The organism is Stenotrophomonas sp. AN71, from assembly GCF_050435725.1.
Taxonomy (GTDB): Bacteria; Pseudomonadota; Gammaproteobacteria; order Xanthomonadales; family Xanthomonadaceae; genus Stenotrophomonas.
Genome location: NZ_JBNDKU010000004.1, coordinates 219,909 through 244,255, shown reverse-complemented (window position 1 = coordinate 244,255; position 24,347 = coordinate 219,909). Strand labels below are relative to the sequence as shown.

Below are 24,347 nucleotides of genomic sequence, written 5' to 3'. Positions count from 1 at the left end.
CAGAAGCATGCTGGGGTCAGAGCCCTTTCCTTCGAAAAGGGATCCGACCCCAAGGGATACATGACTGGGGTCGGATCCCTCTCGCAGAGAAGGCTCTGACCCCGGAACGATTACTGATCAGCCGCCACGAAACCACCGGTCTGCCGCGCCCACAACCGTGCGTACAGACCACCGGCCGCAATCAGCTCGGCGTGTGTGCCTGTCTCGACGATGCGGCCCTGGTCCATCACCACCAGCCGGTCCATGCGCGCGATGGTCGACAGCCGGTGCGCGATCGCGATCACGGTCTTGCCGCCCATCAACTCATCCAGGCTGTCCTGGATCGCCGCTTCCACTTCCGAGTCCAGCGCCGAGGTCGCCTCGTCCAGCACCAGGATCGGTGCGTCCTTCAGCAGCACGCGGGCAATCGCGATGCGCTGGCGCTGGCCACCGGACAGCTTCACGCCACGCTCGCCAACATGGGCGTCGTAACCACTGCGTCCCTGCCCGTCCACCAGCGTGTCGATGAAGGCGGCCGCGCGTGCCTTGGCCACGGCCGCATGCAGCTGTTCGTCGGTGGCATCCGGACGGCCGTACAGCAGGTTGTCGCGGATCGAGCGGTGCAGCAGCGAGGTATCCTGGGTGACCACACCGATCTGCTGGCGCAGGCTCTCCTGGGTGACGTATGCGATGTCCTGATCGTCGATCAGGATACGGCCACTCTCCAGGTCGTAAAGCCGCAACAGCACGTTGACCAGCGTCGACTTGCCCGCACCGGAAGGACCGACCAGGCCTATCTTTTCGCCCGGCTTCACCACCAGGTCGAGGCCGGCAATCACGCCGCCTTTCTTGCCGTAGTGGAAGTGGATGTCCTGGAAATGCACGCCACCACGCGTCACCTGAAGCGGCACTGCATCCTCGCGGTCCTGCACGGTCAACGGCTGGGCGATGGTGGTGATGCCGTCCTGCACCGTGCCGATGTCCTCGAAGATGCCGTTGATGGTCCACATGATCCAGCCGGACATGTTGTGGATGCGGATTACCAGACCGGTCGCCAGGGTGATCGCGCCGACGGTGATGTGGCCGCCATTCCACAGCCACAGTGCCAGCCCGCACGTCCCGGCGATCAGGAAGCCGTTGACGATGGCGATCGCCAGGTCCATGCCGGTGGTGACCCGGGTCTGTGCGCGATGCTTGACCGCCAGTTCCTGGATCGATTCGGCTACGTAGGCCTGCTCCCGCCCACCATGGGCGAAAAGCTTCAGCGTGGGAATGTTGGTGTAACCGTCGACGATGCGGCCCATCGCCTTGGAACGCGCCTCGGACGCGATCCAGGCGCGTTCCTTGGCGCGTGGCACGAAGTAAACCAGGATCACCGCATAGACCAGCATCCACAGGATCAGCGGCACCATCAGGCGCCAGTCGGCCTGTGCGAACAGGTACAGCGCGGTGCCGGTGTAGACCACGATGTACCAGAGCGAATCGACCATCTGCACCGCCGATTCGCGCAGCGAGGTGCCGGTCTGCATCACCCGGTTGGCGACGCTGCCGGCGAAGTCGTTCTGGAAGAAGCTCAGGCTCTGCCGCACCACGTAGTTGTGCATCAGCCAGCGCGAGCGGTTGCTCAGTCCAGGCACGATGGCCTGGTTGACCAGCAGGTTGTGCAGGCCGACCAGGATCGGCCGCGCAATGACCGTGATGAACAGCATCCACCCCAGCTCGTTGGCGTGGCGCTTGAAGAAATCGGCACCCGGCTGCTCGGCAACCATGTCGACGATGCGTCCGAGGTAGTCGAACATCGCCACTTCCACCAGCGCCAGCAGCAGGCCAGCGATCAGTGTGGCCAGCAACACCGGCCACACCGGGCGCAGGTAATGCAGGTAGAACGGCAGCACCTTGCGCGGTGGCATGCGCCCGTCCACAGGCGGGAACACCGGAATCAGGGATTCAAACCAACGGAACATCGCATTCCCTCGCCATCAATAGCCGGCGGAGTATCCCACGCCGCGTGTGTACGCCGGCCGACGATGCCCCGGTTCCGGTAGTGCCGGCCGCTGGCCGGCAATCCCATGTTCGCCGCAAACATCGCGAGGTTGCCGGCAAGCGGCCGGCACTACCCCTTACGTGGCCGGAGTGAACTGCAGATCCTGGAAATCGAAGCTGAAATCGGTCAGGTCGGAGATCGGCTGCATGCGCACCTCGCGCACCTTGCCGTCCGGGTCCAGGTTGAAATTGACGAACGCGTCGGCGTTGAGCGAGCGGTCATCCCAGCGCACGATGAAGGTGTCGTGCTGCCAATGCTCCAGCCGCCCGCTCAACTGCGCGGTCTTCATGAAGCGAAGGCGCAGGCCCTTGCCTTCGGTGCTGACCTGCATGTCGCCATACCAGCGGTCACGGTAGGTACCGGTGTAACCGGACAGCGCCAGCGATGGCGTACTGCCCTTGGCCCGCGCGGCCTGGTGCCCGGCCCAGGCTTCATCGGCCTTGTCCTGGCCCTTGGCCACGGCCTTGGCATAGGCATCCACCCAGTCATGCTTCTCGGTTCCCAGGTAGGCATCGAGCACACTCAGGGTGATCGCGTTGAAGGCCGCACCCACTTCCTGGTTGGTCAGCACCACCACGCCCAGCTTCTCGCCCGGCACGAGGGTCAGGCGCGAGACCATGCCCGGCCAGCCGCCGGTGTGCCACACCAGTTTCCGACCACGGTAGTCACTCAAGCTCCAGCCTTCGCCATAGCCTGCGAAGTTGGCCCGTGCCGGCGCCAGCTCCGGCACGCTTGGCGCCGGGATCGACTGCGGGGTGATCATCCGCCACATCTGCTGCTGGCTCTTGTCGGTGAACAGCGGGGTGCCATCGGCCAGCTTGCCTTCGGCCAGCTGCACCTGCATCCAGCGTGCCATGTCGTGCGCGCTGGAATAGATGCCACCGGCACCGGCATTGTTGGACCAGGTCAACGGTGCAACCGCGCGCAGATCCTTGAAATCGTACTTGGCGTGACCCACCGCCGCCTTGTCGCCCGGCTTGAGGTGATCGGCGTTGTAGCGCGTGCCGGCCATGCCCACCTTGTCGAAGATGCGGGTCTGCAGGAACTGCTGGTAGCTCATGCCAGAGACGTGCTCGATCACCTGCTGGGCGACCGCGTACAGGATGTTGTCGTAGGCATAGCCTTCGCGGAAACCGCCCTTCAGCGGCACCTTGCCCAGCCGCTGCACCACTTCGGCATTGCTGTAGGACGTGGTGGGCCAGAACAGCAGGTCACCGGCGCCCAGGCTCAGGCCACTGCGGTGCGAGAGCAGGTCACGGATCGTCATCTGCCCGGTCACGAACGGGTCGGACATGCGGAACGACGGCAGGTGATCAATCACCTTGTCGTCCATCTTCAGCTTGCCTTCTTCGGCCAGCAGGTTCAGCGACGTGGCGGTGAATGCCTTGGTGTTGGAGGCAATGGCGAACAGCGTGTCGGCCTGCACCGGCTCCGGCTTGCCCTGCTCGCGCACGCCCCAGCCGCGCTCCAGTACCACCTGGCCATCCTTGACCACGGCCACGGCAATGCCGGGCACGTCGAACTGCGCGCGCACGCGCTCGACGGTCGCATCCAGGTCCTGCAGCGGCGGCGGGGTCGCCGCGCTCGCCATGGTCGTGCACGCCAGCAGCACGGCACCTCCGATCCAGGTTTTCATCCAGCACGATCTCCGAACAGGGGTTGCGGCCGTGTGCAGGCCGTCACCGGGGTTTCGCGGGATGGTAACGGTCGCCGATGCACCCTGCCACGTGCCATAGGAGGGGTGTCATGGGCGAGAACGGCCAGTCCAGCAATGGGTCCACCATCATTCCCTGCCTGCGCTATCGCGATGCGCTGGCTGCCATCGACTGGCTGCAACGCGCGTTCGGTTTCCACCCGCAGGCGGTGTACGCCGACGGCGATACCGTCTTCCATGCTCAACTGACCTTCGGCCACGGCATGATCATGCTCGGCTCGGCCACTACCGAGAGCGAATGGAGCCGGCATGCGGTGTTGCCCGATGAGGTCGGTGGCCGCCAGACCCAGAGCGCCTGCGTGATCGTCACCGATGCCGACGCGCACTATGCGCGGGCCATGGCTGCCGGCGCGCGCATCGTCATCGACATCGCCGACCAGCCCTATGGTGGGCGTGGCTACGCCTGCGCCGACCCGGAAGGCTACCTGTGGTGGTTCGGCAGCTACGACCCGTGGCGCGCGGACCACGGCCAGTGACCGCCGCTGCCATCCGCTGTGGCATCGGCGGCTGGGTGTTTCCCGAGTGGCGCGGCGGTACGTTCTACCCGCCGGGCCTGCCGCAGCGCGAGGAACTGGCCCACGCCAGCCACGCCCTGCGCTGCATCGAGATCAACGGCACCTTCTACCGCATGCCCACTGCGGCGCAGTGTGCGCAATGGGCGGCGCAGACGCCGCCCGGCTTCCGCTTCTCGATGAAGGTACCGCGCTATCTGGTACAACGTCGCGACCTGTCCGGCACTGCGGACGCCTCCGCGCCCTTCCTCCAGGCAGCCTTGGCGCTCGGTGACCGGTTGGGCCCGCTGCTGTGGCAGCTCGATCCACGTCATCCGGCTGATGCCGCCGCCTTCGAAACGCTGATGGCACAGCTGCCCAAGCAACTGGACGGCGTGCCACTGCAGCATGCCCTGGAGGTCCGCAACGCAGAGGCGCATGGTCCCGCACTGGTCGCCGCCGCACGCCGGCACGGCGTGGCTCTGGTGATCGAGGACAGCGACGAAGCACCGCTGCACGGCGATGTCAGTGCCGGCTTCGTCTACGCGAGGATCAAGCGCAGCCAGGCCCGCTTGCATGAGGGCCTGCCGGTACCGGTGCAGCAGCGTTGGGCCGAGCGTGCCCGATGCTGGTCGCGCGGCGAGCCGGTGGACGATCTGCCCTGCCTGGCTGGGCCCGCCGCGGAAACGCCGCGCGAGGTCTACCTGCTCTGCATCGGCGCGGGCAAAGCCCGCAATCCGGCAGCGGCGATGGCCCTGCAGCGACGCGTGTACGACGGCGCATAGCCCGGCCGATACGCGGTGGAGTCCGCCTTGCCTCACAATAGGCGGATGAGCACACCCGACACCCGCAAAGCGCTGTGGCAGATCCACTTCTGTGTCCTGCTATGGGGCGTCACCGCCATCCTCGGCAAGCTGATCACCCTGCCCGCGCTGCCCCTGGTCTGGTGGCGCATGCTGCTGGTGACAGCGATGCTGGCCCTGCTGCCGCGCGTCTGGCGCGGGCTGCGTACCCTGCCACTGCGGCTGGTGGCCGGCTACGCCGGTATCGGCGCACTGGTCGCCCTGCACTGGCTGACGTTCTACGGTGCAGTGAAGCTGGCCAATGCGTCGGTGGCGGCCACCTGCATCGCGCTGGCGCCGGTGTTCACTTCAATCATCGAACCGTGGGTGGCCAAGCGTCCGTTCCAGCTGCGTGAGCTGGCGTTCGGCCTGGCCGTGCTGCCCGGCGTGGCACTGGTGGTCGGTGGCGTGCCCGATGGCATGCGCCTGGGTGTGCTGATCGGTGCGATATCGGCGCTGCTGGTGGCGGTGTTCGGCTCGCTCAACAAGCGCATGGTCAGCCATGCCGATCCCCTCACCGTCACCGCGCTGGAACTGGGCGCCGGCACCCTCACCCTGACCCTGCTGGCGCCGCTGATGCCCTACCTGCTGCCGGCGCTGGCCAGTCCACTGTGGGTGGTGCCGGACCTGCATGACGGCATCCTGCTGCTGGTGCTGGCCGGATTCTGCACGCTGCTGCCGTTCGCGCTGGCCCTGGTCGCACTGCGCCACCTCAGTGCCTACACCGTGCAGCTGGTGACCAATCTGGAGCCGGTCTACGCAGTGCTGCTGGCCGTAGTGCTGCTGCGCGAACAGCACGAGGTCACACCGTGGTTCTACCTGGGCGTGGCGATCATCGTAGGTGCGGTGTTCCTGCATCCGCTGTTGAATCGCCGCAAGCCGGTACAGCACCCGGAGATCCTCGGTACGGCCGAGGCGCGCAACATCGCCGATTGAGCGCATCCACGCATGGCGTGGATCTACCGAACGCGGCGACCAGCGTGGGAATGGCCACAGCATGCGTGTGGGGCGTGGAATGAGGGGTCACCGTTGCGGCCAATGCCAGGCCGGTGCATCCAGCAGGCCCTGCCCGCTCAGCAACGTGCGGCCCTGCGCCTTGTGCAGGTGCAGCGAGTGACACCCCGGTGCCTGTTCAAGCGCCGCAATCAGGCGGCTGGCGTGTGACACCACCCAGACCTGGCTGCGCGCACTGGCCGCGATGATCAGCCGCGCCAACGCCGGCAGCAGGTCCGGGTGCAGGCTGGTCTCCGGCTCGTTGAGCACCAGCAACGGCGGTGGGCGCGGGGTGTGCAGGGCCGCAGCCAGCAGCAGGAAGCGCAGGGTGCCATCGGACAGCTCGGCCATCGACAAGGGCCGCAACAGGCCCGGCTGGTGGAAACGCAGGGCCAATCGGCCATCCAGCTCCTCGAAGCCGACCGAGGCACCGGGGAAGGCATCGTCGACGCTGCGTGCCAACGCAACCGGGTCACCGATCTCGAGAATGGTCACCCAGGCCGCCGCCAGATCCCGGCCGTCGTGATGCAGCACCGGCGTACGGGTGGCCATCGCGGGCTGCCGCGCCGGTGCATCCGTATCGCTGCGGAAGTGATCGTAGAAGCGCCAGCGACGGATGTACTCGCGCAGGACGATGGTCTCCGGCATGCGCTGCGGGTCACCCACCTGGGTGAACAGGCTGTCGAACAGCGACAATCGTTCATCAACCAGATCCCAGCCACGCGCGTGGCGCTGCCGGACCACCGCCCCGCGCCGATCGACCAGCAGATTGGCGCTGCGCAGGAACGGCCCGGCCCAGATCGCCTCCGCCTTGATCTGCGGATCCAGCGCGAACGCCGACCGACTGGGCGGCGGGTAACCGAGATCGATGGCATAGCCGAATTCGTCGGTGGTGAAGCCCAGCTTCAGCCCCACCGACGCCTGCCGGGGACCGCCCTGCAGTGGCATTTCACCGGCGGTGACCCGGCGATCAATCATCTCGGGGCCTGCCCAGAGCGCCGAACCTAGGCCGCCCTCGCGAGCGAGCACCGCGGCGACGCCGCCCTGCACGGTTTCCGCCAGCAGGCGCAACGCGCGGTACAGACTGGACTTGCCGCTGCCGTTGTCGCCGGTGATCACGTTCAACTGCTGCAACGGCAGCACCAGTCCGTGCAATGACCGGTAGTGGGCGATGGCCAGGGTCTGCAGCATGGGCGCGTCCGGGGGAATGGATGCACCATGCTGGCTGTTCTTGATCGCAGGGGTTGCGACGCGACGGTGTTGAATCAGGAACAGCATCCACGCGTGGCATGGATCTACCAGGCGGGGGATTCAGCCCGCCAGTTCCACCCGGTTGCGGCCATTGCCCTTGGCCCGGTACAACGCCTTGTCGGCGCGTGCCAGCGTTTCATCCACGCTTTCACCCGGCTGGTGCTGGGCGAGGCCGATGCTGATCGTCACCGGGAATCCCAATGGCAGATCGGCCACGGCCAGGCGCAGGAACTCGCACTGCAGCTCGGCGGTGCGCAGGTCGGTGCCTGGCATCACCGCCACGAATTCCTCACCGCCATAGCGCGCGGCCATGCCGCGCCCGGCGAAGTGCGAGCGCAACAGTACACCCAGCTCAGCCAGTACCCGGTCGCCGGTCGCGTGGCCCTGGAAATCGTTGATGTGCTTGAAATGGTCGATGTCCAGCAGCGCCACGCAGGCCACTCCGGGCTGCCCATCGACCACAGCGGCGGCCTCCTCCAGCGCGGCCGCCATCGCCCGCCGGTTCGGCAGGCCGGTCAGCGCATCGGTGCGGCTCTGCTCGGCCAGGTCGGCATTCTGCGCCAGCAGCACGTCCTGGTACTCCGACAGCAGGCGCTCGTAGTCATCGCGTTCCAGCATGTGCTTCTGGATGTCGAGCGCGAAACGGCGCAGCTCCATCACCAGCATCACCTGCCGCGACAGCGCGGCCAGCGCCTCGGCCTTGTCGCTGGCCAGGTGCTGCGGCTGGGCATCGAACACGCACAGCGTGCCCAGTGGCAGGCCGTCGGAACTGATCAACGGCGCGCCGGCGTAGAAGCGGATATGCGGGTCGCCGGCCACCACCGGGTTGTCATGGAAGCGGATGTCCTGCAGCGCGTCCTCCACCACCATGATTTCCTGCGGCTGCAGGATGGCGTGACCACACATCGATTCACTGCGCAGGTTTTCCGCTGCATCGATGCCCTGGATCGACTTGAACCATTGCCGCTCGACGTCGATCAGGGTGACCGCCGCCATCGACGTGCCACAGACGGCCTTGGCGATCACCACCAGGTCGTCGAAGGATTTTTCGCGCTCCGAATCCAGTATCCGGTAACGGTACAGCGCCTCGAGGCGAAGGGCTTCGTTGGCAGGCTTGTCGGGCTTGATCATGCAGCGTCACGTTCCGGCAGGTCACTGCGAAGTCTAGCGGATGCTGGCCTGCAATCCGCACATCGGGGGGTGCCGGCCGCCAGCCGGCATCCCCCTGCGTTGCACGCCCATCACAGCCGGCCAGCGGCCGGTACTACCAGTCCAGCTGCTTCGGCAGCAGGCCCTGCAGTTCCTGCTCGGTCAGGTTGCGCCACTGTCCGGGCTTCAACGCGCCGATCTTGATGTTGTCGATGCGCACGCGGCGCAGCTGGGTCACGCGGTAGCCGAACTCGGCGGCCATCAGGCGGATCTGCCGGTTCAGACCCTGCTGCAGGGTGATGCGGAAACCGAACTTGGCGATCCGCGAGGTCCTGCACGGCAGCGTCATCTGGTCGTGGATGCGCACGCCACGGGCCATGCCACGCAGGAATTCATCGGTGACCGGCTTGTTCACCGCCACCAGGTACTCCTTCTGGTGGCCGTTTTCGGCACGCAGGATCTGGTTGACGATGTCGCCGTTGCTGGTCATCAGGATCAGGCCCTCCGACTCCTTGTCCAGGCGGCCGATCGGGAAGATGCGCTGCTCGTGGCCGACGAAGTCGACGATATTGTCCTTGACCGAACTTTCCGTGGTGCAGGTGATACCCACCGGCTTGTTCAGCGCGATGTAGACGTGGCGGCGGGCGCCGGGCTTGCGGGCAACCCGCGCGCGCAGCGGCTGGCCGTCAACCAGCACCTGGTCTTCCTCGCCCACCACCGCGCCAGTGCCGGCCGGGTGGCCGTTGACGGTGACCCGGCGCGCGGTGATCAGGCGATCGGCCTCGCGGCGGGAGCAGAAGCCGGTGTCGGCGATATGTTTGTTGAGTCGGGTGGTCATCGCACCATTATCCGGCATCGCCGCCCCCGTTGCTTCATGCCAGCGCAGGCGGATCGAGCTCTTCCCCGTCGAACACCCGGTTGCGGCCACCGCGCTTGGCCACATACATGGCATGGTCGGCCCGCCGCAGCAGGGCGGCCAGGTCATCCTCGCCCGGCCGCCACTGCGCCAGGCCGATGCTGGCGGTCACTTCCAGGCCAGGCACCTGCAACGCCCGGCCCGCCTCGGTGATGCGCTGACGCAGGCGGTCCAGCCGTGCCGAGGCGGCCTCGCGTGGCATGCCCGGCATCAGCAGCAGGAACTCCTCGCCGCCCATCCGCACCACCTGGTCCTGGCTGCGCACCGCCGCACGCAACGCGCGCGCCACCGCCACCAGGACCTGGTCACCGACGGCATGGCCATGGCGGTCGTTGATGTCCTTGAACAGGTCGATATCGAGGAAGCCGATCACCAGCGGGCCGCGTTCGCGATCCACCCGTTCGAGCTGGCGTGCCAGCTGCTGCAGGCCGGCACGCCGGTTGGGCAGGCCGGTCAGGCCGTCCGTCTCGGCCAGCTGGCGCAGTTCATCACGTTGCTGGCGCAGCCGGCCCAGTCGCTGGTTCATGGCATACGCCGCCATCATCAGCAGCCAGGTCACCGCCAGCTGCAGCGCTTCCACCCGGTACTCCAGCAGCCACTCGGCACGGCATGCGTCGGCAACGATCAGCACCAGCATCGGCGCCAGCGCGGCCAGCCCCGCCTGCGCCCAGCGGTCGCCACGCAGCCGCGCCCACACACCGACCACCAGCGCCAGGCCGCAGCCCAGCAGGTAGGACACCTGCAGGCCCCGTGCCACCCAGGCCAGGCGGTCCCAGTGCAGCCACGGCACCCACGCGGCGAGGACCAACAGGCCCCACAGCACCAGCAGCTGGACAGGGCGCGAGCGCGGCAGCAGCCGATCGCCGCCGTTCAGGCGCCACAGCGCGGGCAGTACCAGTGCCTGGGTGGCCGCGGTCAGCGCCAGCAACCACCAGGCTCCGCGCTCGCCCACCGGCAGCCACGGTTCGGGGTAGCCACTGAGCCCGCCAAGGATTGCCTGCCACAACACCAGCACCGCGGTGCCGGCGATGTAGACCAGGAAGCTGCGGTCGCGGGTGGTCAGGAAGGCCATCAGCGCCGACAGCGCCAGCGCGATCGCCACCGCGATGCAGGCCGCGCGCACCAGCAGGCGGGCGGTATCGTTCTGCTGCACCGGGCTGGGCGCGCCCAGCCTCAGGGTCGGCACCCAGCGCGCCTTCAGCGGCGTCTGCCAGGACGCCAGGAACGGTTCGTGGCTGCCCGCCGGCGGCACCGCAACCAGGCCGATGCCTGCGCGGAAACGCGAATCGCGGGTCCGCGCGTCGTGCATGTTGCCGCAGATTTCGCGATCACCATGCTGCACGCGCACTTCGCCGGCAAACACGTTGAACACGTCCAATGCCTGCGGCTGGCCTGACCAGCCGTCCGGCGGTGCCGGCACCTGCACCTGTTGCCGCGGACCGGCCAGCATGGCCTGCGTACACGCGCGATGCGGGGTGGGTTCATCGGTAGCGGCCCCCACCAGCAGATAGTCGCGGCCGGCTTCTGCCGCTGCAGCCTGCAGCGGCCACGGCGTTGCAAACCACATCAGCAGTACCACCCACGCCACTCCCGTTCCGTACCGCCACTGCCTGCCGCCCACGCCACGTCCCGTTGCTGCTTACGCCCGCGCCCACTGCGCGACGCCCCTGGCGGGCATTATCGCAGCCACCGGTGCGGCGCACGTGTAGACCAAAGTCGCCGCCACGCGTTCAGCCGGCGGCCGGCGGCCCCTTCACCGCAACCAGCCGCACCGGCCGCAGTTCGGCCAGGGTCATCCGTTCCAGCGGTTGCGGCCGCTCGATCGCGTAGCCCTGCAGGCCCTGCACTCCCAGTCGGGTCAGCGCAGCGGCGACCTCGGCGGTCTCCACCCATTCGGCCACCACCTCCATCTGCAGCTCGCGCCCCAGCTCGCTGATCGCACGCACGGTGGCATGGCTGATCGGGTCGGTATCCATGTCACGCACGAACGCGCCGTCGATCTTCAGGATATCGGCCGGCAGCTGGCGCAGATAACCGAACGAGGACAGGCCTGAGCCGAAATCATCGAGTGCCATCCGGCAACCGCGCGCCTTCACCGCATCGATGAAGGCCCGCGCCTGGCTGAGGTTGCTGATCGCGGCGGTTTCGGTGATCTCGAAGCACAGCTTGGAAGCCAGCGCACGATTGCGCTCGAGCAGATCGCAGACGAAGGCAAGGAAGCCCGGCTCAGCGATCGACTGCGCCGACACGTTGACGTTGCACAGCCCCAGCTGACGGACATGCGCCGGGCACACCTGCAGGTGCCGGAACAGCAGGCCCAGCACATGCCGATCCAGCGCCACCGCCATGCCGTAACGCTCCACCGCCGGCATGAACTGGCCCGGCAGGTGCAGGCTGCCATCGCTGCCACGCATGCGCACCAGCACCTCGTAATGCAGGTACGAGGGATCGCCGACACGGGCAATGCGCTGGGCGTACAGCACCATGCGATTCTCGGCCATGGCCAGGCTGACGCCCTGCAGCCGCTCGGCTTCCAGGCGCCGTTCCTCCAGCGCCATGCGGTTCTCGTTGAAGCAGTGCACGCGATTGCGGCCGGCCTGCTTGGCTGCATAGCAGGCGCTGTCGGCGGCGCTCATCAGCCAGTTCACGTCCGGTGCCTCGGCACTGACCTCGACCACGCCGATGCTGCAGCTCAGCTGTGGGCTGCCCTCGCTGACCGGAAACGTGGCCTGGCCGAGATTGCGGATCACCCGTTGCAGCACCCGCTTGGCTTCGTCCTGCCCGGCATGGGCGAGGAACACCGCGAACTCGTCCGCACCCAGCCGCCCGACCCAGTCACCATCGCGCACGGCCACCACCAGGTAGTCGGCGAAGCTGCGCAGCATCTGGTCACCGGCCGCGTGGCCGAAACTGTCGTTGACCAGTTTGAAATGGTCCAGGTTGATATAGCACAGCGCGTGCGTGCCACCGTCGCTGCGCACCTGCAGCAGTGCACGTTCCAGCAGCCGTTCGATCTCGCGGCGGTTGATCAGGCCGGTCAGCGGATCATGACTGGCATGGTGCTCGATCTCGCGGGCCAGCGCGTGGTTCTGGCTGACGTCTTCAATGATCGCGAACACAGAAAGTCCGCCATCGGCACTGCGTACCCCGGTGCCGCTCCAGCGACCCCAGACCAGGCTTCCATCACGGCGGCGGAACCGCAGTTCGCTCGGCCGCAGCTGCCGGTCCCAGTCGATCCGGCCAACACCGTCGATGACCAGTTCGCCATCCATCAGCAGGTCACCCAGCGACATCTGCATCAGCATGTCGCGACGGTGATCGAGAATGTCAGCCATCGCCTGGTTGGCTTCAATCACCTTGCCTTCAATATCGAGCTTGAGCATGCCGACGTTGGCCTGGTAGAACGCGGCGCGGAAGCGGCTCTCGTGTTCGGTCAGATCCTTGCCGACGCGGCGCGCCAGCGCGACCGCCATCAGGCTGATCGCCAGCACCGACAGGCCGCCGACCACCAACGTCGCCATCCGCACCAGCGCGGCCATCCGCAGCAACGCCTGCGAGAACGCCTGTGCCTGCACCTGCAGGCGCCGATCGAGGTCGCGCAGCTGCTGCAGATAGTGGTCGCGAAGGGGAGGCGGCACCGCTCCCTCCGTATGCCTCAGCTGCAGTTCGTCGACCAACCGCTGCACCGCCATCAGATCGCCATCGGTCTGCCGCCACAGGGCGGTTGCTTCACGGAAAGCACCGATGTCACGCGCGTAGCGGAAGGAGAACACCAGCCGCGGAATATCGGCGCGCGCGTTGCCACCCTGCAGGAAACCCTGCCGGGCCTTGTCCTCATCGGGTTCAGCCTGCTCCAGCGCCAGCCGCGCCTGCAGATCGCCGGTTGGAATCTGCAGCGCCCGGCGCGCGTCGTCCAGGTCCTGGGCATGGCCACGGGCCAGGTAGCGACTGAGCGCGGCGGTCGCATCCTGCTGACCCCGCGACCAGTAACCCTGGCCGGCAATCCAGGCCGTGGAGGCCGCCTGTAGTTCCTGGATCAAGGCGGACAGCCCGACCAGTCCGATCGCCATGCCCGTCAACAACGCAAACCGAAGTCCCAGCCCACGGGTCATCGGCACCCGCCGGCTCTGTTGGTCCGTGCCACTCCTACCCATCCCGGATCCCCCCGAATGTGATGCGGTGACAACCTCCTTTGGAACCGGCCCAGCCTAGGACCGACAGTGTGTTGGCCATGCGAAAAAGGGGACGGAGGGGATTAAGTCGTTTTCGGCATAAGCGCATGGCCTGCCATTTACGACTTAATCCCCTCCGTCCCCTTTTCCTGTACGCCAGCCCGGGGGCTGGCGTTGTTCGGGACTACAGCGGCGGCTTAGTAGCTGCGCGGGCCGCGCGGCTTGAAGCCGTCACGGCGCGGCGGGCGGCTGTCACGGTCACCGCCGCGGTCGCCACCATGTCCACCCGGACCGCCCGGACCACCGCGACGCGGGCCACCCGGACCACCCGGGCCGCCCGGACCACGCTTGTCGAAGCGCGGCTTGAACGGACGCGGTGCCGGGTTGACCTCTTCACCGGCCGCGAGCGGACGCATCTGCAGCTGCTGGCCGGACACCCACACCTTCTGCAGGTGGGTCAGCACGTCAGACGGCATCTGTGCCGGCAGATCCAGCAACGAGAAGTCGTCGTGGATGTCGATGCGACCGATGAAGCGGCTTTCCAGCCCGGCTTCGTTGGCGATAGCGCCGACGATGTTGGCCGGCTTCACGCCGTGCTGGTGACCGACCGAAATGCGGTAGGTCTCCATGCCCTGCTCCGGCGCACCACGCGGCGGCACGTCGCGGCGCGGGCGCTGCTCGAAACCACCCTCGGCGTCGTCACGGCGCGGGCCACGCTCGAAGCGCGGGCCACGTTCGTTGCGGTCGAAGCGGTCGCCGCGTTCCGGGCGGTCGCCACGATCGAAGCGCTCGCGCGGCGCGCGCTCTTCACGCGGGGCACGCACCGGCGGCTGCAGCAGGAACGGGGTATCGCCCTGCATCATCTTGGCCAGTGCGGCGGCCACTTCGATGGCCGGCACGTTCTGTTCGGTCTCGAAGCGCTCCAGCAGCTGGCGGTAGAAGTCCAGGCCACCGGCACCGAGGGTCTCGGTGATGCGCGAGGTGAACTTGTTGATGCGGTTGTCGTTGACCGCTTCCACGCTCGGCAGCTGCATTTCTTCGATCGGCTGGCGGGTCGCACGTTCGATCTGGCGCAGCATGCCCTTTTCGCGCGGCGTGGCGAACAGGATCGCTTCGCCGCTGCGGCCGGCACGGCCGGTACGGCCAATGCGGTGCACGTAGCTTTCGGTGTCGTACGGGATGTCGTAGTTCAGCACGTGGCTGATGCGCTCCACGTCCAGGCCACGGGCGGCCACGTCGGTGGCGACCAGGATGTCCAGCTTGCCTTCCTTCAGCATGGCGATGGTGCGCTCACGCTGGGCCTGCTGCATGTCACCGTTGATCGCTGCCGCCGCCAGGCCACGGGCCTGCAGCTTGCTGGCCAGTTCCTCGGTGCCGGCCTTGGTACGCGCGAAGATGATCATCGCGTCGAACGGCTCGACTTCCAGGATGCGGGTCAGTGCGTCCAGCTTGTGCATGCCACTCACCCACCAGTAACGCTGGCGGATGTTGGCCGAGGTGGTGGTCTTGGCCGCGATGGTCACTTCCACCGGGTCCTGCAGGTAGGTCTGCGCGATGCGGCGGATCTGCGGCGGCATGGTGGCCGAGAACAGGGCCACCTGACGCTTCTCCGGCAGCTTCTTCAGCACGGCTTCAACGTCGTCGATGAAGCCCATGCGCAGCATCTCATCGGCTTCGTCCAGCACCAGGGTCTTCAGCTCGGACAGATCCAGGGTGCTGCGGTCCAGGTGATCGATCACGCGGCCGGGGGTGCCGACCACGATGTGCACGCCGCGGCGCAGGGCCGACAGCTGCTGGCCGTAGGGCTGGCCGCCGTACACCGGCAGGACGCGGAAACCCGGGATCTTCGACGAATAGGACTGGAACGCCTCGGCGACCTGGATGGCCAGCTCACGGGTCGGGGCCAGCACCAGGGCCTGGGGCTTGATCTGCTGCAGGTCGATGTTGGACAGTACCGGCAGTGCAAACGCTGCGGTCTTGCCGGTACCGGTCTGGGCCTGGCCCAGCACGTCACGGCCTTCCAGCATCGCCGGGATGGTCGCGGCCTGGATCGGCGACGGGGTTTCATAGCCGATGGCGGCCACTGCCTGCATCACAGGCTCGGACAGGCCAAGCTGCGAGAACTGCAGCGGCGCTTGGGATTCTTGGGACATGGAAAACTCCAAAGGCACGGCCATCTGCATGGCAGTGCGATAAATAAAGGGATGGTCCGCGCTTTGGGCGCCCTTCTTATCGCGTGCCCTGGCGCTGCTCGGTCGGAGGGAGATTCACTCGCTCAGGGCGGAATAATACCGCATTGATCCTGAACCATGCGTACAGGTTGTCGCGCGTGTGCCGCCATGGCCTGTGCTGGCGCACAATACGCGCCCGCTTTCCCCGCATGGCCGATGGCCTGCGCCCCTTTCCAGGAACTCCATTCCATGCAGATTCTCGAATTCGACCTCGACGGCGACTACGTCGAACTCAAGCAGTTGCTCAAGCTGGCCGACCTGGTCACCAGCGGCGGCGAGGCCAAGATGGTCATCAGTGAGGGCCAGGTGCTGGTCGACGGCGAGGTTGAACTGCGCAAGGCCTGCAAGATCCGCGCAGGCCAGGTGGTCGAATTCGCCGACAGCCAGATCCGGGTGCTGGCTGCCAGCTGATCTGAATCCGTTCAGGCCACGCGCTGGGTCAGGTGCGTGGCGATCAACTGCCTGAACGGCGCCACGCCCTGCGCCAGGCGCAGGCCGGCCGCTCGCAGCAGCCGGGCCGGACGGCGATCGTCGGTGTACAGACTGGCGATCGCATTGGTGGCCTCGTACAGCGGCCGCGACGCCAGCCGATGGCCGCGCTGGTAGCTGGCCAGCATGCCGGCCGCCGCGATGTCCGCACCATGCCGCTGCTGCGCGACGATGCCCTGCGCCAGCCGTTGCGCGCTGGCCAGGCCCAGGTTGAAGCCATGCGCGGTGACCGGGTGCATGCCCACGGCGGCATCGCCGATCAGCGCCGAGCCCTCGCCGACGAACCGGTGTGCATACACCCCAACCAGCGGATATGCCTGCGGCGTCGCCACCGGCTGCATCCGTCCCAGGCGATGTTCGAAGCAGCCGCTGATGGCTTCACCGAAAGCCACCTCGTCCATCGCCAGCAGTTCCTCGATCTGCCGTGGCGGCAGCGTGATCACCGCCGAGGCCTGGCCCTCGTTGAGCGGCAGCAACGCCATCGTGCGGCCGTAACCGAACCATTCCCAGGCAGTGTGGTGATGGTCGCGCTCGATCTGCATCCGGCACACCAGCATCGACTTGCCGAAGTCGCGCAGCTGCGCACCAATACCCAACATGCGACGGGTGGCGGAGAAGCGGCTGTCGGCCGCCACCAGCAGGCGTGCATGCAGCGCGCTGCCGTCGTCGAGCATGACCACATGGCCCTGCGCGTCGGCCTGCACGCCCTGCACCTTGCGTCCATCGAACAGGTGCAGCCCGTCCTGGCCCTGCACCGCATCCCACGCGGCGCGACGGATCAGGTGGTTGGGCACCAGCCAGCCCAGTGGCTGGCCATCAGTGTGGCCGCTGGCAAAGGTCAGCGCGAACGGCGAGCCACCATTCATCACCTTGGCATCGCGCAGTTCGGCGACTTCGGCCTGCGGCAGGCACTGCCACAGGCCCAGCTGTTCCATGCTCTGCCGCGAGGCATGCGTCAACGCGATCTCGCGGCCATCGAAGGCGGCTTCGGCGAGCACATGTCGCGGCTGCACGTCCACCAGCCCGACCTGCAGACCGCTGCCAGCCAGCGCACGCGCAAAGCACAGGCCCGCCGGTCCGGCGCCGACCACCACCACGTCCATCCTGCGCATGCGCGCCTCCCGCCGTTGATTCAGTCCGGGCCAGCATAGCGCTGGCTGCCTGACCAGCCTTGATCTGAATCAGCCGCGCATCACAGCAACGCGAACACCAACGCCAGGATCGACAACAGCGACACCGCCCAGACCAGGCTGCGTACATAGGGCACGCCTGCGGCATACAGCGGCAGATAGGCCACGCGTGCCCAGAAATACGCCTGCGTCGCCAGCGCCGTGGTGTCGTTGCCGCGCCCGGCCAGCACCACCGCAATTGCCGCGGCGGCGAAGAACGGGAAGGTTTCCAGGAAGTTGGCCTGCGCCCGTTGCAGGCGACCGGCCAGCGCGCTGAGCGGCCTGGGATCGCCATCCCGCGCCGAGGCATTCCACTTCATCCCGCGCTCGCGGGTGACCACGGTGGAGGTGGCGAAGATGTAGACGAAGCCCAGCAGGACCGACCAGGCCAACATCGTCAGTTCAGTTGCCATCACTCATCTCCTCAAGGTGCCGTCGCACGCAGGCTGTAGCCGGCCAGGCGCCACACCTGGTCTTCGTCGAAACGGAACGAAACCAGCTCGCGCACCGGCTGCGTGCTGTTGGCGAAGCGGGTCGGGAAGCTGACGTTGATGTACAGCCCTTCCGGCACGGCAGCACCAGCGCTGTACTTGACCCGGGTGATGGTCGGCTGGCCACGGCCGGCCAGTGCGCCCAGGCGCGTGCGCTCGGTGGTCAGCTGGGTGACGAAGGCCACCTTCGGCACCGCACGCCGCGCGACCGTCGATGCGCCATCCCACAACTCGCCCACGCGATTGGCATCGACCAGCTGCGCCACCTTCACTGCGGCCGCGCCCATTTCCGCATCCTGCTTCTGCACCTGGGCCTGTTGCGCGGCGGTCAAAGCAGGGGTGGCAGCGGTGATCGGTTTCGCAGCCCCCGGCGATGCCGGCGCCGGGCGCGCCGGGGCCGGTGCAGGCGTAGCCGGTGCAGGCGCCTGCGCCCACGCGCTCAATGGCATCAGGGACAGCAGCAGGAGCACGCGCTTCATGGACACCGCCGGTTCGAAGGAAAGAACCGCAGTCTACGCCAGCACGGTGACCGCTTCGTCAGCGCGCGTGGACGCTGCCTTCCACCGCCCCGGCCTCGGCCTGCGCGGCGGGCCTGGCGGCATCCGTCGTCGGCGCCTGTTCTGCCAGCGGAGGCGTCTGCGAAGGCGCCGGCGGCAACGTTGCCACGTCGATCTCCGAGAGCGGGCTTTCGTCCGGGCACACCGCATCCGGGAAACCGAAGCGCTGCTTCAGTGCCTGGCCGCAGCTGTTGATCGATTCCATGTCGGCGCCTTCGCGCTTGCACTGCTGATCGAAAGCGATCAGGAAGGCATCCTTGCGCTGCACGAAATCATCGCCACACGCACGCATCTGCTTGATCCGCTCCAGATCATCCTGCACCGCGTTGGTGCCATCCAGTCCGTACTGGCGCAGCTCGTCCGGGGTCAACAGGCGCAGGCTGCGGTTGGGTACGGTCATCATCAGGTCGGCCACACCTACGGCCACGCCGTTGCGCTGCAGATAATCCTTCACGTTGTCGTAGACCTCGTGCAGTTCGCGATTGAGCTCTGCGCGCGAGGTCGCCTTGGAACTGATGCGCATCATGCGATGGATGCCGACCTTGCCGGTCAGCAGCCGGTTGTCACCCGCGGCCAACACGAACACGCAGGCGCTGTGACAGATCGAGCCCTCGCGCACCCAGATGGTCCAGCCCGATTCACCGATGCTGTCACCGGCCACGATGGCCGATTCCACCTGGCCACCACTGGAATCCAGATCGAGGATGCGCTTGTGGATCTTCTGTTCGTCGGCGACCACGGCCAGCCGCCACATCATCTCGGCAAAACCCGGGTTGATCTTGCCGGCGTAGCGCACGCGCATCAGGCCACGTTCGGCGCACGGCGCCAGCACCTGGGTGATCTGGTCACGCTGCAGGCCTTCCAGCTCGATGCCGTCGCCCGCATCGCCAGCGTATTCGGTGCTGCAACTGACCCAGGCGCGGCCATTCTCCAGTTGCGCCTGCGGCCACGGCCGATCGGCGCGGCTGCGCGGCGGTGCCGGCGGCGGCGGTGCATCGGCGGCATTGATCGAGACCATGTTCTCGCCATCGCTGGCCGGCGCTCGTGCCGCCTTGTCGGCAGCGGTCACATTGCCTGGATTCTCCAGCTGACTGCAGCCCGCCAGGGCCAGGCACAACAGGGGCAACCAGCGGAGTTTGGCGGACATCGGGCAACCGGATTCCAGGGGAGCAAGGGCCACAGTCTACCCGTCCACGTCGCGCATTCAGCGCTTGGCACTGAACCCCCTCTGACCCTGGGGATTCGTCCATTCCCGTCCCGGTATCCTCCAACATCCCATCCACGCATGGCGTGGATCTACCGTGTCGACCAAGGTCGACACCTACCAACAGCAACGCAGAACGCCGTCCCGACAGATCGCGGACAACTGTCGAAGGCGGGGTGGGTCCGGTTGCGGGGGCGTGAGCCGCATGGATGCGGCGACCGAGCCTACATGGATGTATTTACGGCGCCCCCCCGCAACCGGACCCGCCCCGCCATCCCGCAGGAAGTCGGCTGTTGCTGTTGCCGTTGCTGTTGCTCTGGCCTCTGCGGGTGCAGGGCGCAGCCCTGCCGCCCCCCCTTCAGCATCCATGTCCGAATGTGGCGAGTATCGCCCTCGACAGAGGCCTAGACTGGCGCCATGGACACCGCCCTCGCCCTCGACACTGCCGCCTGTGACCGCGCCCGCCTGGCCCGCGACGCACGCTTCGACGGCGTGTTCTTCACCGCCGTGCGCAGCACTGGCATCTACTGCCGACCGGTCTGCCCGGCGCCCCCGCCGAAGCCGCGCAACATCAGCTACTTCCCAACGGCCGCCGCCGCAGCAGCAGCCGGCTACCGGCCGTGCCTGCGCTGTCGCCCCGAGTTGGCGCCGCAGGCCCAACAGGCACTGGCCGGGCAGACCGTACAGCGCGCTCTGGCGCTGATCCACGGGGGGTTCCTGCAGGAGCAGCCAGTGGCCGATCTTGCAGCGAAGCTCGACCTCAGTGCGCGCCAGCTGCAGCGTGTATTCGTCGAGCACCTTGGCGCGACACCCGGGCAGATCCACGCCACCCATCGCCTGCTGCTGGCCAAGCAGCTACTGACCGAGACCACGCTGGCGGTGACCGACGTGGCGCTGGCCGCCGGCTACAACAGCCTGCGTCGTTTCAATACCGCCTTCCTGCAGGGCTGCGGCATGGCGCCCAGTGCACTGCGCCGCCAGCATCAACCGCTGGCCAGCGACGACGGCGGCCTGGTGCTGCGCCTGGTCTACCGGCCGCCGCTGGATTTCCCGCGCATGCTTGCCTTCCTGCGCAAGCGCAGCCTGCCCGGCATCGAGCTGATCGGCGAAGACAGCTATCAACGCGTGCTGGGCACGCCCGAGCGTCCCACCCTGCTGCGTGTCACCGCCGATCCGAAGCGGCCGGAGCTGCGCCTGCAGCTGGGCGCAGTCGATCCACGGCTGATTCCGGACATCGTGCGCCGTGTGCGCCGCGTGTTCGACCTGGATGCCGATCTGCAGCAGGTCCACGCTGCGCTGGGCGAAGAACCGTTGCTGGCGCGCGGCATCGCCGAGCGCCCCGGCCTGCGCGTTCCCGGCGGCTGGGATGGATTCGAAGTGGGCGTGCGCGCCGTACTCGGCCAACAGGTCAGCGTGGCTGCGGCCACGACCTTCGCACGACGGCTGGTGGATGCCCATGGTGCGCACCTGCCAGGCATGCCGCCGGATTTCGATCGTCAGTTTCCGGCGCCGGACGTGCTCGCCGAAGCGCCGCTGGAATCGATCGGCCTGCCACGCAGCCGCGCGGCCACCGTGCGCGCCCTGGCAGCGGCCTGCGCCAGTGGCCAACTCGATTTCGGGCCCGGCCAAGCGTTGGAAGAATTCGTGGCCCGCTGCGTGGCACTGCCCGGCATCGGCCCCTGGACAGCGCAGTACATCGCCCTGCGCGGGCTCGGCCAGCCCGACGCCTTTCCCGCCGGCGACCTGGTACTGCAACAGGTACTCGGCCATGCGCAGGGCCAACGCCTGAGCGAACGCGCCACCGAAGCGCGCTCGCAACCGTGGCGCCCGTGGCGCGCCTATACCGTGTTGCACCTGTGGCACCTGTCCGGCACTTTCGTTGGAGAACCGACATGACCCTGTTGTTCGATCGTTTCGACAGCCCGATCGGCGTGCTGACCATCGCCGGCGACGAGCGTGGCCTTTCGCATGTGCTGTTCCCGGAGAACCGCCACCCGGCACGCGGCCGCGATGACTGGCACTACGCCCCTGATGCGTTGCCGGAAGCACGCGAACAGCTGCTGCAGTTCCTGCACGGGCAACGCAGCGGTTTCGACCTGCAGCTGGCACCACGCGGCACGCCGTTCCAGATGCGGGTATGGCAGGCGCTGGCGCTGATCCCGTTCGGCCAGACCTGGAGCTACCTGCAGCTGGCGCAGCATCTGGGCCAACCCAGCGCGACCCGCGCGGTGGGCGCGGCCAATGGCCGCAATCCCCTGCCGATCATCCTGCCCTGTCATCGCGTGATCGGCAGCAACGGCGCTCTCACCGGCTTCGGCGGCGGCCTGGAAACCAAGGCCACGCTGCTGCGGCTGGAACAGCGCCAGGCACCGCTGTTCGCCTGAAGATCGGGGTCAGATCCCTTTTCCAAAGGAGAAGGGATCTGACCCCAGGTGGCCGTTCGGCACGATGTGTCTTGGGCACGTCATTGCCGCCGCTTATCATGCGCGGATGACTTCCGTACGCCTGACCTGTTCGCTGGCGCTGCTGCTGCCATTGGCTGCCTGCACCACCGCCCCCGCCCCTTCTGCCTCCGCGCCGGCTCCCACCGCTGCAGCCGCGGCGACGCCGCCGAAGCTGCTGCTGATCTCCATCGACGGCCTGCGCGCAGATGCGCTGGATCGTGGCCTGACTCCGAACCTGCAGCGGATGATCGACGGCGGCGTTCGCGCCCGCTGGATGACACCGTCGTACCCGTCACTGACCTTCCCCAACCACTACACCCTCGTCACCGGCCTGCGCCCGGACCACCACGGCATCGTCAACAACAGCATGGACGATGCAACCCTCGGCCGTTTCGAACTGGGCAACCGTGAAGCAGTGACCGAGAGCCGCTGGTGGGGTGGCGAACCGATCTGGGTCGGTGCCGAGAATGCAGGGGTGCGCACCGCCACCACGTCGTGGCCGGGCAGCGAATCGGAAATCCGCGGCGTGCGCCCCAGCCAGTGGCGCACCTACGACAGCAAAGAGCCACTGGAGCAGCGGGCCGGCATCGTGCTCGACTGGTTGGCACAGACCGGCGCCGACGCGCCGCGGCTGACCACGCTGTACATGGAACATGTGGACAAGGCTGGCCACAATCACGGTCCCGAATCGAAGCAGTACGCCGACGCGATCGTGCGCGCCGATCTGATCGTCGGCCAGGTGCTCGATGGCCTGCAGCAACGCGGCCTGGCCGACACCACCAATGTGATCGTGGTGTCGGACCACGGCATGGCATCGGTGCCTGAAAACCAGGTGATTTCCACCGAGTCGATGGTCGATCCGGCCATCGCGCGCACTGTCAGCCAGGGCCAGTCGGTCGGCTTCGCGCCGCTGGCCGGCCGCGAGGCGGAAGCCGAACGTGCCCTGCTCGGCCGCCACGCGCACTATGAGTGCTGGAAGAAGGAAAACCTGCCGGCACGCTGGCACTACGGCACTCATCCGCGCATCCCGGCCATCGTCTGCAACATGGATGAAGGCTGGGACGCACTGCACCAGCAGAAGCTCGCCAAGCGCGTCCACCAGGACCGCGGCTCGCACGGCTACGACAATGCGCTGCCGTCGATGCGCGCGGTGTTCGTCGCCAGCGGCCCGTCGTTCCGCCAGGGGCTGGTGATTGACGGCTTCGACAATGTCGACGTCTACCCGCTGCTGGCCCACCTGCTGCAGGTTCCGGCCGCGCCGAACGATGGCAATGCCGAAACGCTGAAGCAGACCCTGCGCTGATTGAGCACCTCCGCCGGGCATGGCCCGGCGCTACCGCGCCACCGTTGGTAGCGCCGGGCCATGCCCGGCGAGCGCAGCGGCCCGAACGACAGGCATAAAAAAACGCGGCGCCAGGCGCCGCGTTTTTCTTTGGACCGGTCGGTCGGCCGGATCACGCCTTGGCGACGGCCTTCTTCGCCACAGCCTTCTTCGCCGGAGCCTTGGCCACGGTCTTCTTGGCAACCGGGGCGGCGGCGCCTACGGCGACCTTGCTCGCGGTGTGCGAACGGGCGTTGCCGTAGCTGGCGTTGTAACGCTTGCCCTTGGCGGTCTTGCGGTCACCCTTACCCATGTATTCAACTCCTCAAGTGTGAAATCTGGTTACCCCGTACTGACACGGGTTCGGCGGGGCCGCCTTGCTGGGCGCCCCCGCGCACGATCGAAAATCCTATCACGGAGCGCCTAGTGCGCGCAGCTGGCGTCGTGCACGTGGCCGTGATTGAGGCGCAGGTTGACCAGGTGGGCGACGCCGACCAGCAAGCCGCCGATGGTCATCACCACCGCATGCGGCACCGCGTTGTGGTGCAGCGGGTCATACAGCACGCCGGCCCACAGCGCGACCAGGCCGGGAATGAGGAAACCCAGCGCACGCAGCGCACCGTGCCGACGATAGCCCCAGACCAGACTGAACAGACCCAGCAGGGTCACGAACAGCACCAGCGCCTGCTCCACCCCATCGCTCAGCCAGAACGACAGGCCCAACGAGGGCGCCGCCGCCAGCAGCACGGGAATCACCGCACAGTGCACCGCACACAACATCGAACCGGTGGCGCCGAAACGGTCGAGCAGGTGGCGCAGGCGTGAGGACAGGGACATGACTTCCAGCAGGGTCGGCGAATCGTTATGGAATAATATAACATCCGTTCCCG

At 67.3% G+C, this 24,347-nt stretch carries 21 protein-coding genes; 7 read left to right on the top strand and 14 right to left on the bottom strand.

Annotated elements, in window-relative coordinates; all coding sequences use genetic code 11:
* Nucleotides 1-110 precede the first annotated feature (110 nt).
* Nucleotides 111-1,943 carry a multidrug efflux ABC transporter SmrA gene (smrA, locus tag ABH900_RS09020; protein WP_429622556.1) on the bottom strand — a complete coding sequence of 611 codons (1,833 nt, stop codon included), beginning with the start codon at nucleotides 1,941-1,943 and terminating at the stop codon, nucleotides 111-113.
* 156 nt (nucleotides 1,944-2,099) lie between these two features.
* Complete coding sequence (locus ABH900_RS09015; protein WP_429622554.1) at nucleotides 2,100-3,659, bottom strand: serine hydrolase; 1,560 nt, start codon at nucleotides 3,657-3,659, stop codon at nucleotides 2,100-2,102.
* Between the two features lie 110 nt (nucleotides 3,660-3,769).
* Between ABH900_RS09015 and ABH900_RS09010 the strand changes: the two genes are divergently transcribed.
* The 3 genes from ABH900_RS09010 to ABH900_RS09000 are packed head-to-tail and all read left to right on the top strand — an operon-like array spanning nucleotide 3,770 to nucleotide 6,006.
* On the top strand, nucleotides 3,770-4,213 hold the full coding sequence (locus ABH900_RS09010) for a VOC family protein (protein WP_429622553.1): 444 nt from the start codon (nucleotides 3,770-3,772) through the stop codon (nucleotides 4,211-4,213).
* Entirely contained in the window at nucleotides 4,210-5,013 is an 804-nt protein-coding gene (locus ABH900_RS09005) for a DUF72 domain-containing protein (RefSeq protein ID WP_429622552.1), read from the top strand. Before ABH900_RS09010 ends, ABH900_RS09005 begins: the two co-directional genes overlap by 4 nt.
* 45 nt (nucleotides 5,014-5,058) lie before the next feature.
* Entirely contained in the window at nucleotides 5,059-6,006 is a 948-nt protein-coding gene (locus ABH900_RS09000; RefSeq protein WP_014036476.1) for a DMT family transporter, read from the top strand.
* A gap of 87 nt (nucleotides 6,007-6,093) precedes the next feature.
* On the opposite strand, the gene ABH900_RS08995 is transcribed toward ABH900_RS09000, so the two are convergent.
* The 6 genes from ABH900_RS08995 to ABH900_RS08970 form a co-directional block, all read right to left on the bottom strand.
* Nucleotides 6,094-7,254: an AAA family ATPase gene (locus ABH900_RS08995; RefSeq protein WP_429622551.1), complete on the bottom strand. Its 1,161-nt coding sequence runs from the start codon at nucleotides 7,252-7,254 to the stop codon at nucleotides 6,094-6,096.
* Nucleotides 7,255-7,374: 120 nt separating this feature from the next.
* Entirely contained in the window at nucleotides 7,375-8,445 is a 1,071-nt protein-coding gene (locus ABH900_RS08990) for a sensor domain-containing diguanylate cyclase (RefSeq protein ID WP_429622550.1), read from the bottom strand.
* 133 nt (nucleotides 8,446-8,578) lie between these two features.
* Nucleotides 8,579-9,301, bottom strand: coding sequence for a pseudouridine synthase (locus tag ABH900_RS08985; protein ID WP_429622549.1), 723 nt, complete (start codon nucleotides 9,299-9,301; stop codon nucleotides 8,579-8,581).
* Nucleotides 9,302-9,335: 34 nt separating this feature from the next.
* Entirely contained in the window at nucleotides 9,336-11,000 is a 1,665-nt protein-coding gene (locus ABH900_RS08980) for a diguanylate cyclase (protein ID WP_429622548.1), read from the bottom strand.
* Between the two features lie 109 nt (nucleotides 11,001-11,109).
* Nucleotides 11,110-13,533, bottom strand: coding sequence for a putative bifunctional diguanylate cyclase/phosphodiesterase (locus tag ABH900_RS08975; protein ID WP_429622547.1), 2,424 nt, complete (start codon nucleotides 13,531-13,533; stop codon nucleotides 11,110-11,112).
* A 215-nt stretch (nucleotides 13,534-13,748) separates the two neighbouring features.
* Nucleotides 13,749-15,704 (bottom strand): DEAD/DEAH box helicase, encoded by a 1,956-nt coding sequence (locus tag ABH900_RS08970; protein WP_429622546.1) that lies wholly within the window; start codon nucleotides 15,702-15,704, stop codon nucleotides 13,749-13,751.
* A gap of 267 nt (nucleotides 15,705-15,971) precedes the next feature.
* On the opposite strand from ABH900_RS08970, the gene ABH900_RS08965 reads away from it, so the two are divergent.
* The gene (locus ABH900_RS08965; protein ID WP_108760017.1) at nucleotides 15,972-16,193 is read left to right on the top strand and encodes an RNA-binding S4 domain-containing protein; all 222 of its coding nucleotides are present in this window, start codon (nucleotides 15,972-15,974) and stop codon (nucleotides 16,191-16,193) included.
* Nucleotides 16,194-16,204: 11 nt separating this feature from the next.
* Here the strand turns inward: ABH900_RS08965 and ubiM are convergent, their stop codons facing one another.
* The 4 genes from ubiM to ABH900_RS08945 all read right to left on the bottom strand — a co-directional run bounded on the left by ubiM (nucleotide 16,205) and on the right by ABH900_RS08945 (nucleotide 19,635).
* Nucleotides 16,205-17,383, bottom strand: a complete 1,179-nt coding sequence (gene ubiM / locus ABH900_RS08960) for a 5-demethoxyubiquinol-8 5-hydroxylase UbiM (protein WP_429622544.1) — start codon at nucleotides 17,381-17,383, stop codon at nucleotides 16,205-16,207.
* A gap of 80 nt (nucleotides 17,384-17,463) precedes the next feature.
* Nucleotides 17,464-17,853, bottom strand: a complete 390-nt coding sequence (locus tag ABH900_RS08955) for an MAPEG family protein (protein ID WP_429622543.1) — start codon at nucleotides 17,851-17,853, stop codon at nucleotides 17,464-17,466.
* Nucleotides 17,854-17,864: 11 nt separating this feature from the next.
* A complete protein-coding gene (locus tag ABH900_RS08950; RefSeq protein WP_429622542.1) occupies nucleotides 17,865-18,410 on the bottom strand; it encodes a DUF4019 domain-containing protein in 546 nt (181 codons plus the stop codon).
* A 58-nt stretch (nucleotides 18,411-18,468) separates the two neighbouring features.
* Nucleotides 18,469-19,635, bottom strand: coding sequence for a hypothetical protein (locus ABH900_RS08945; protein WP_429622541.1), 1,167 nt, complete (start codon nucleotides 19,633-19,635; stop codon nucleotides 18,469-18,471).
* A 474-nt stretch (nucleotides 19,636-20,109) separates the two neighbouring features.
* Here ABH900_RS08945 and ABH900_RS08940 point away from each other — a divergent pair, with 474 nt between their 5' ends.
* The 3 genes from ABH900_RS08940 (at nucleotide 20,110) to ABH900_RS08930 (ending at nucleotide 23,439) form a co-directional block, all read left to right on the top strand.
* The gene (locus ABH900_RS08940) at nucleotides 20,110-21,588 is read left to right on the top strand and encodes an AlkA N-terminal domain-containing protein (RefSeq protein WP_429622540.1); all 1,479 of its coding nucleotides are present in this window, start codon (nucleotides 20,110-20,112) and stop codon (nucleotides 21,586-21,588) included.
* On the top strand, nucleotides 21,585-22,076 hold the full coding sequence (locus ABH900_RS08935) for a methylated-DNA--[protein]-cysteine S-methyltransferase (protein WP_429622538.1): 492 nt from the start codon (nucleotides 21,585-21,587) through the stop codon (nucleotides 22,074-22,076). The genes ABH900_RS08940 and ABH900_RS08935 overlap by 4 nt, the downstream gene beginning before the upstream one ends.
* Nucleotides 22,077-22,182: 106 nt before the next feature.
* Nucleotides 22,183-23,439, top strand: a complete 1,257-nt coding sequence (locus tag ABH900_RS08930) for an ectonucleotide pyrophosphatase/phosphodiesterase (RefSeq protein WP_429622537.1) — start codon at nucleotides 22,183-22,185, stop codon at nucleotides 23,437-23,439.
* A gap of 151 nt (nucleotides 23,440-23,590) precedes the next feature.
* On the opposite strand, the gene ABH900_RS08925 is transcribed toward ABH900_RS08930, so the two are convergent.
* Nucleotides 23,591-23,770, bottom strand: coding sequence for a 30S ribosomal protein THX (locus tag ABH900_RS08925; protein WP_004150462.1), 180 nt, complete (start codon nucleotides 23,768-23,770; stop codon nucleotides 23,591-23,593).
* Between the two features lie 110 nt (nucleotides 23,771-23,880).
* Complete coding sequence (locus ABH900_RS08920; protein WP_288415847.1) at nucleotides 23,881-24,294, bottom strand: MerC domain-containing protein; 414 nt, start codon at nucleotides 24,292-24,294, stop codon at nucleotides 23,881-23,883.
* Between the last annotated feature and the right edge of the window lie 53 nt (nucleotides 24,295-24,347).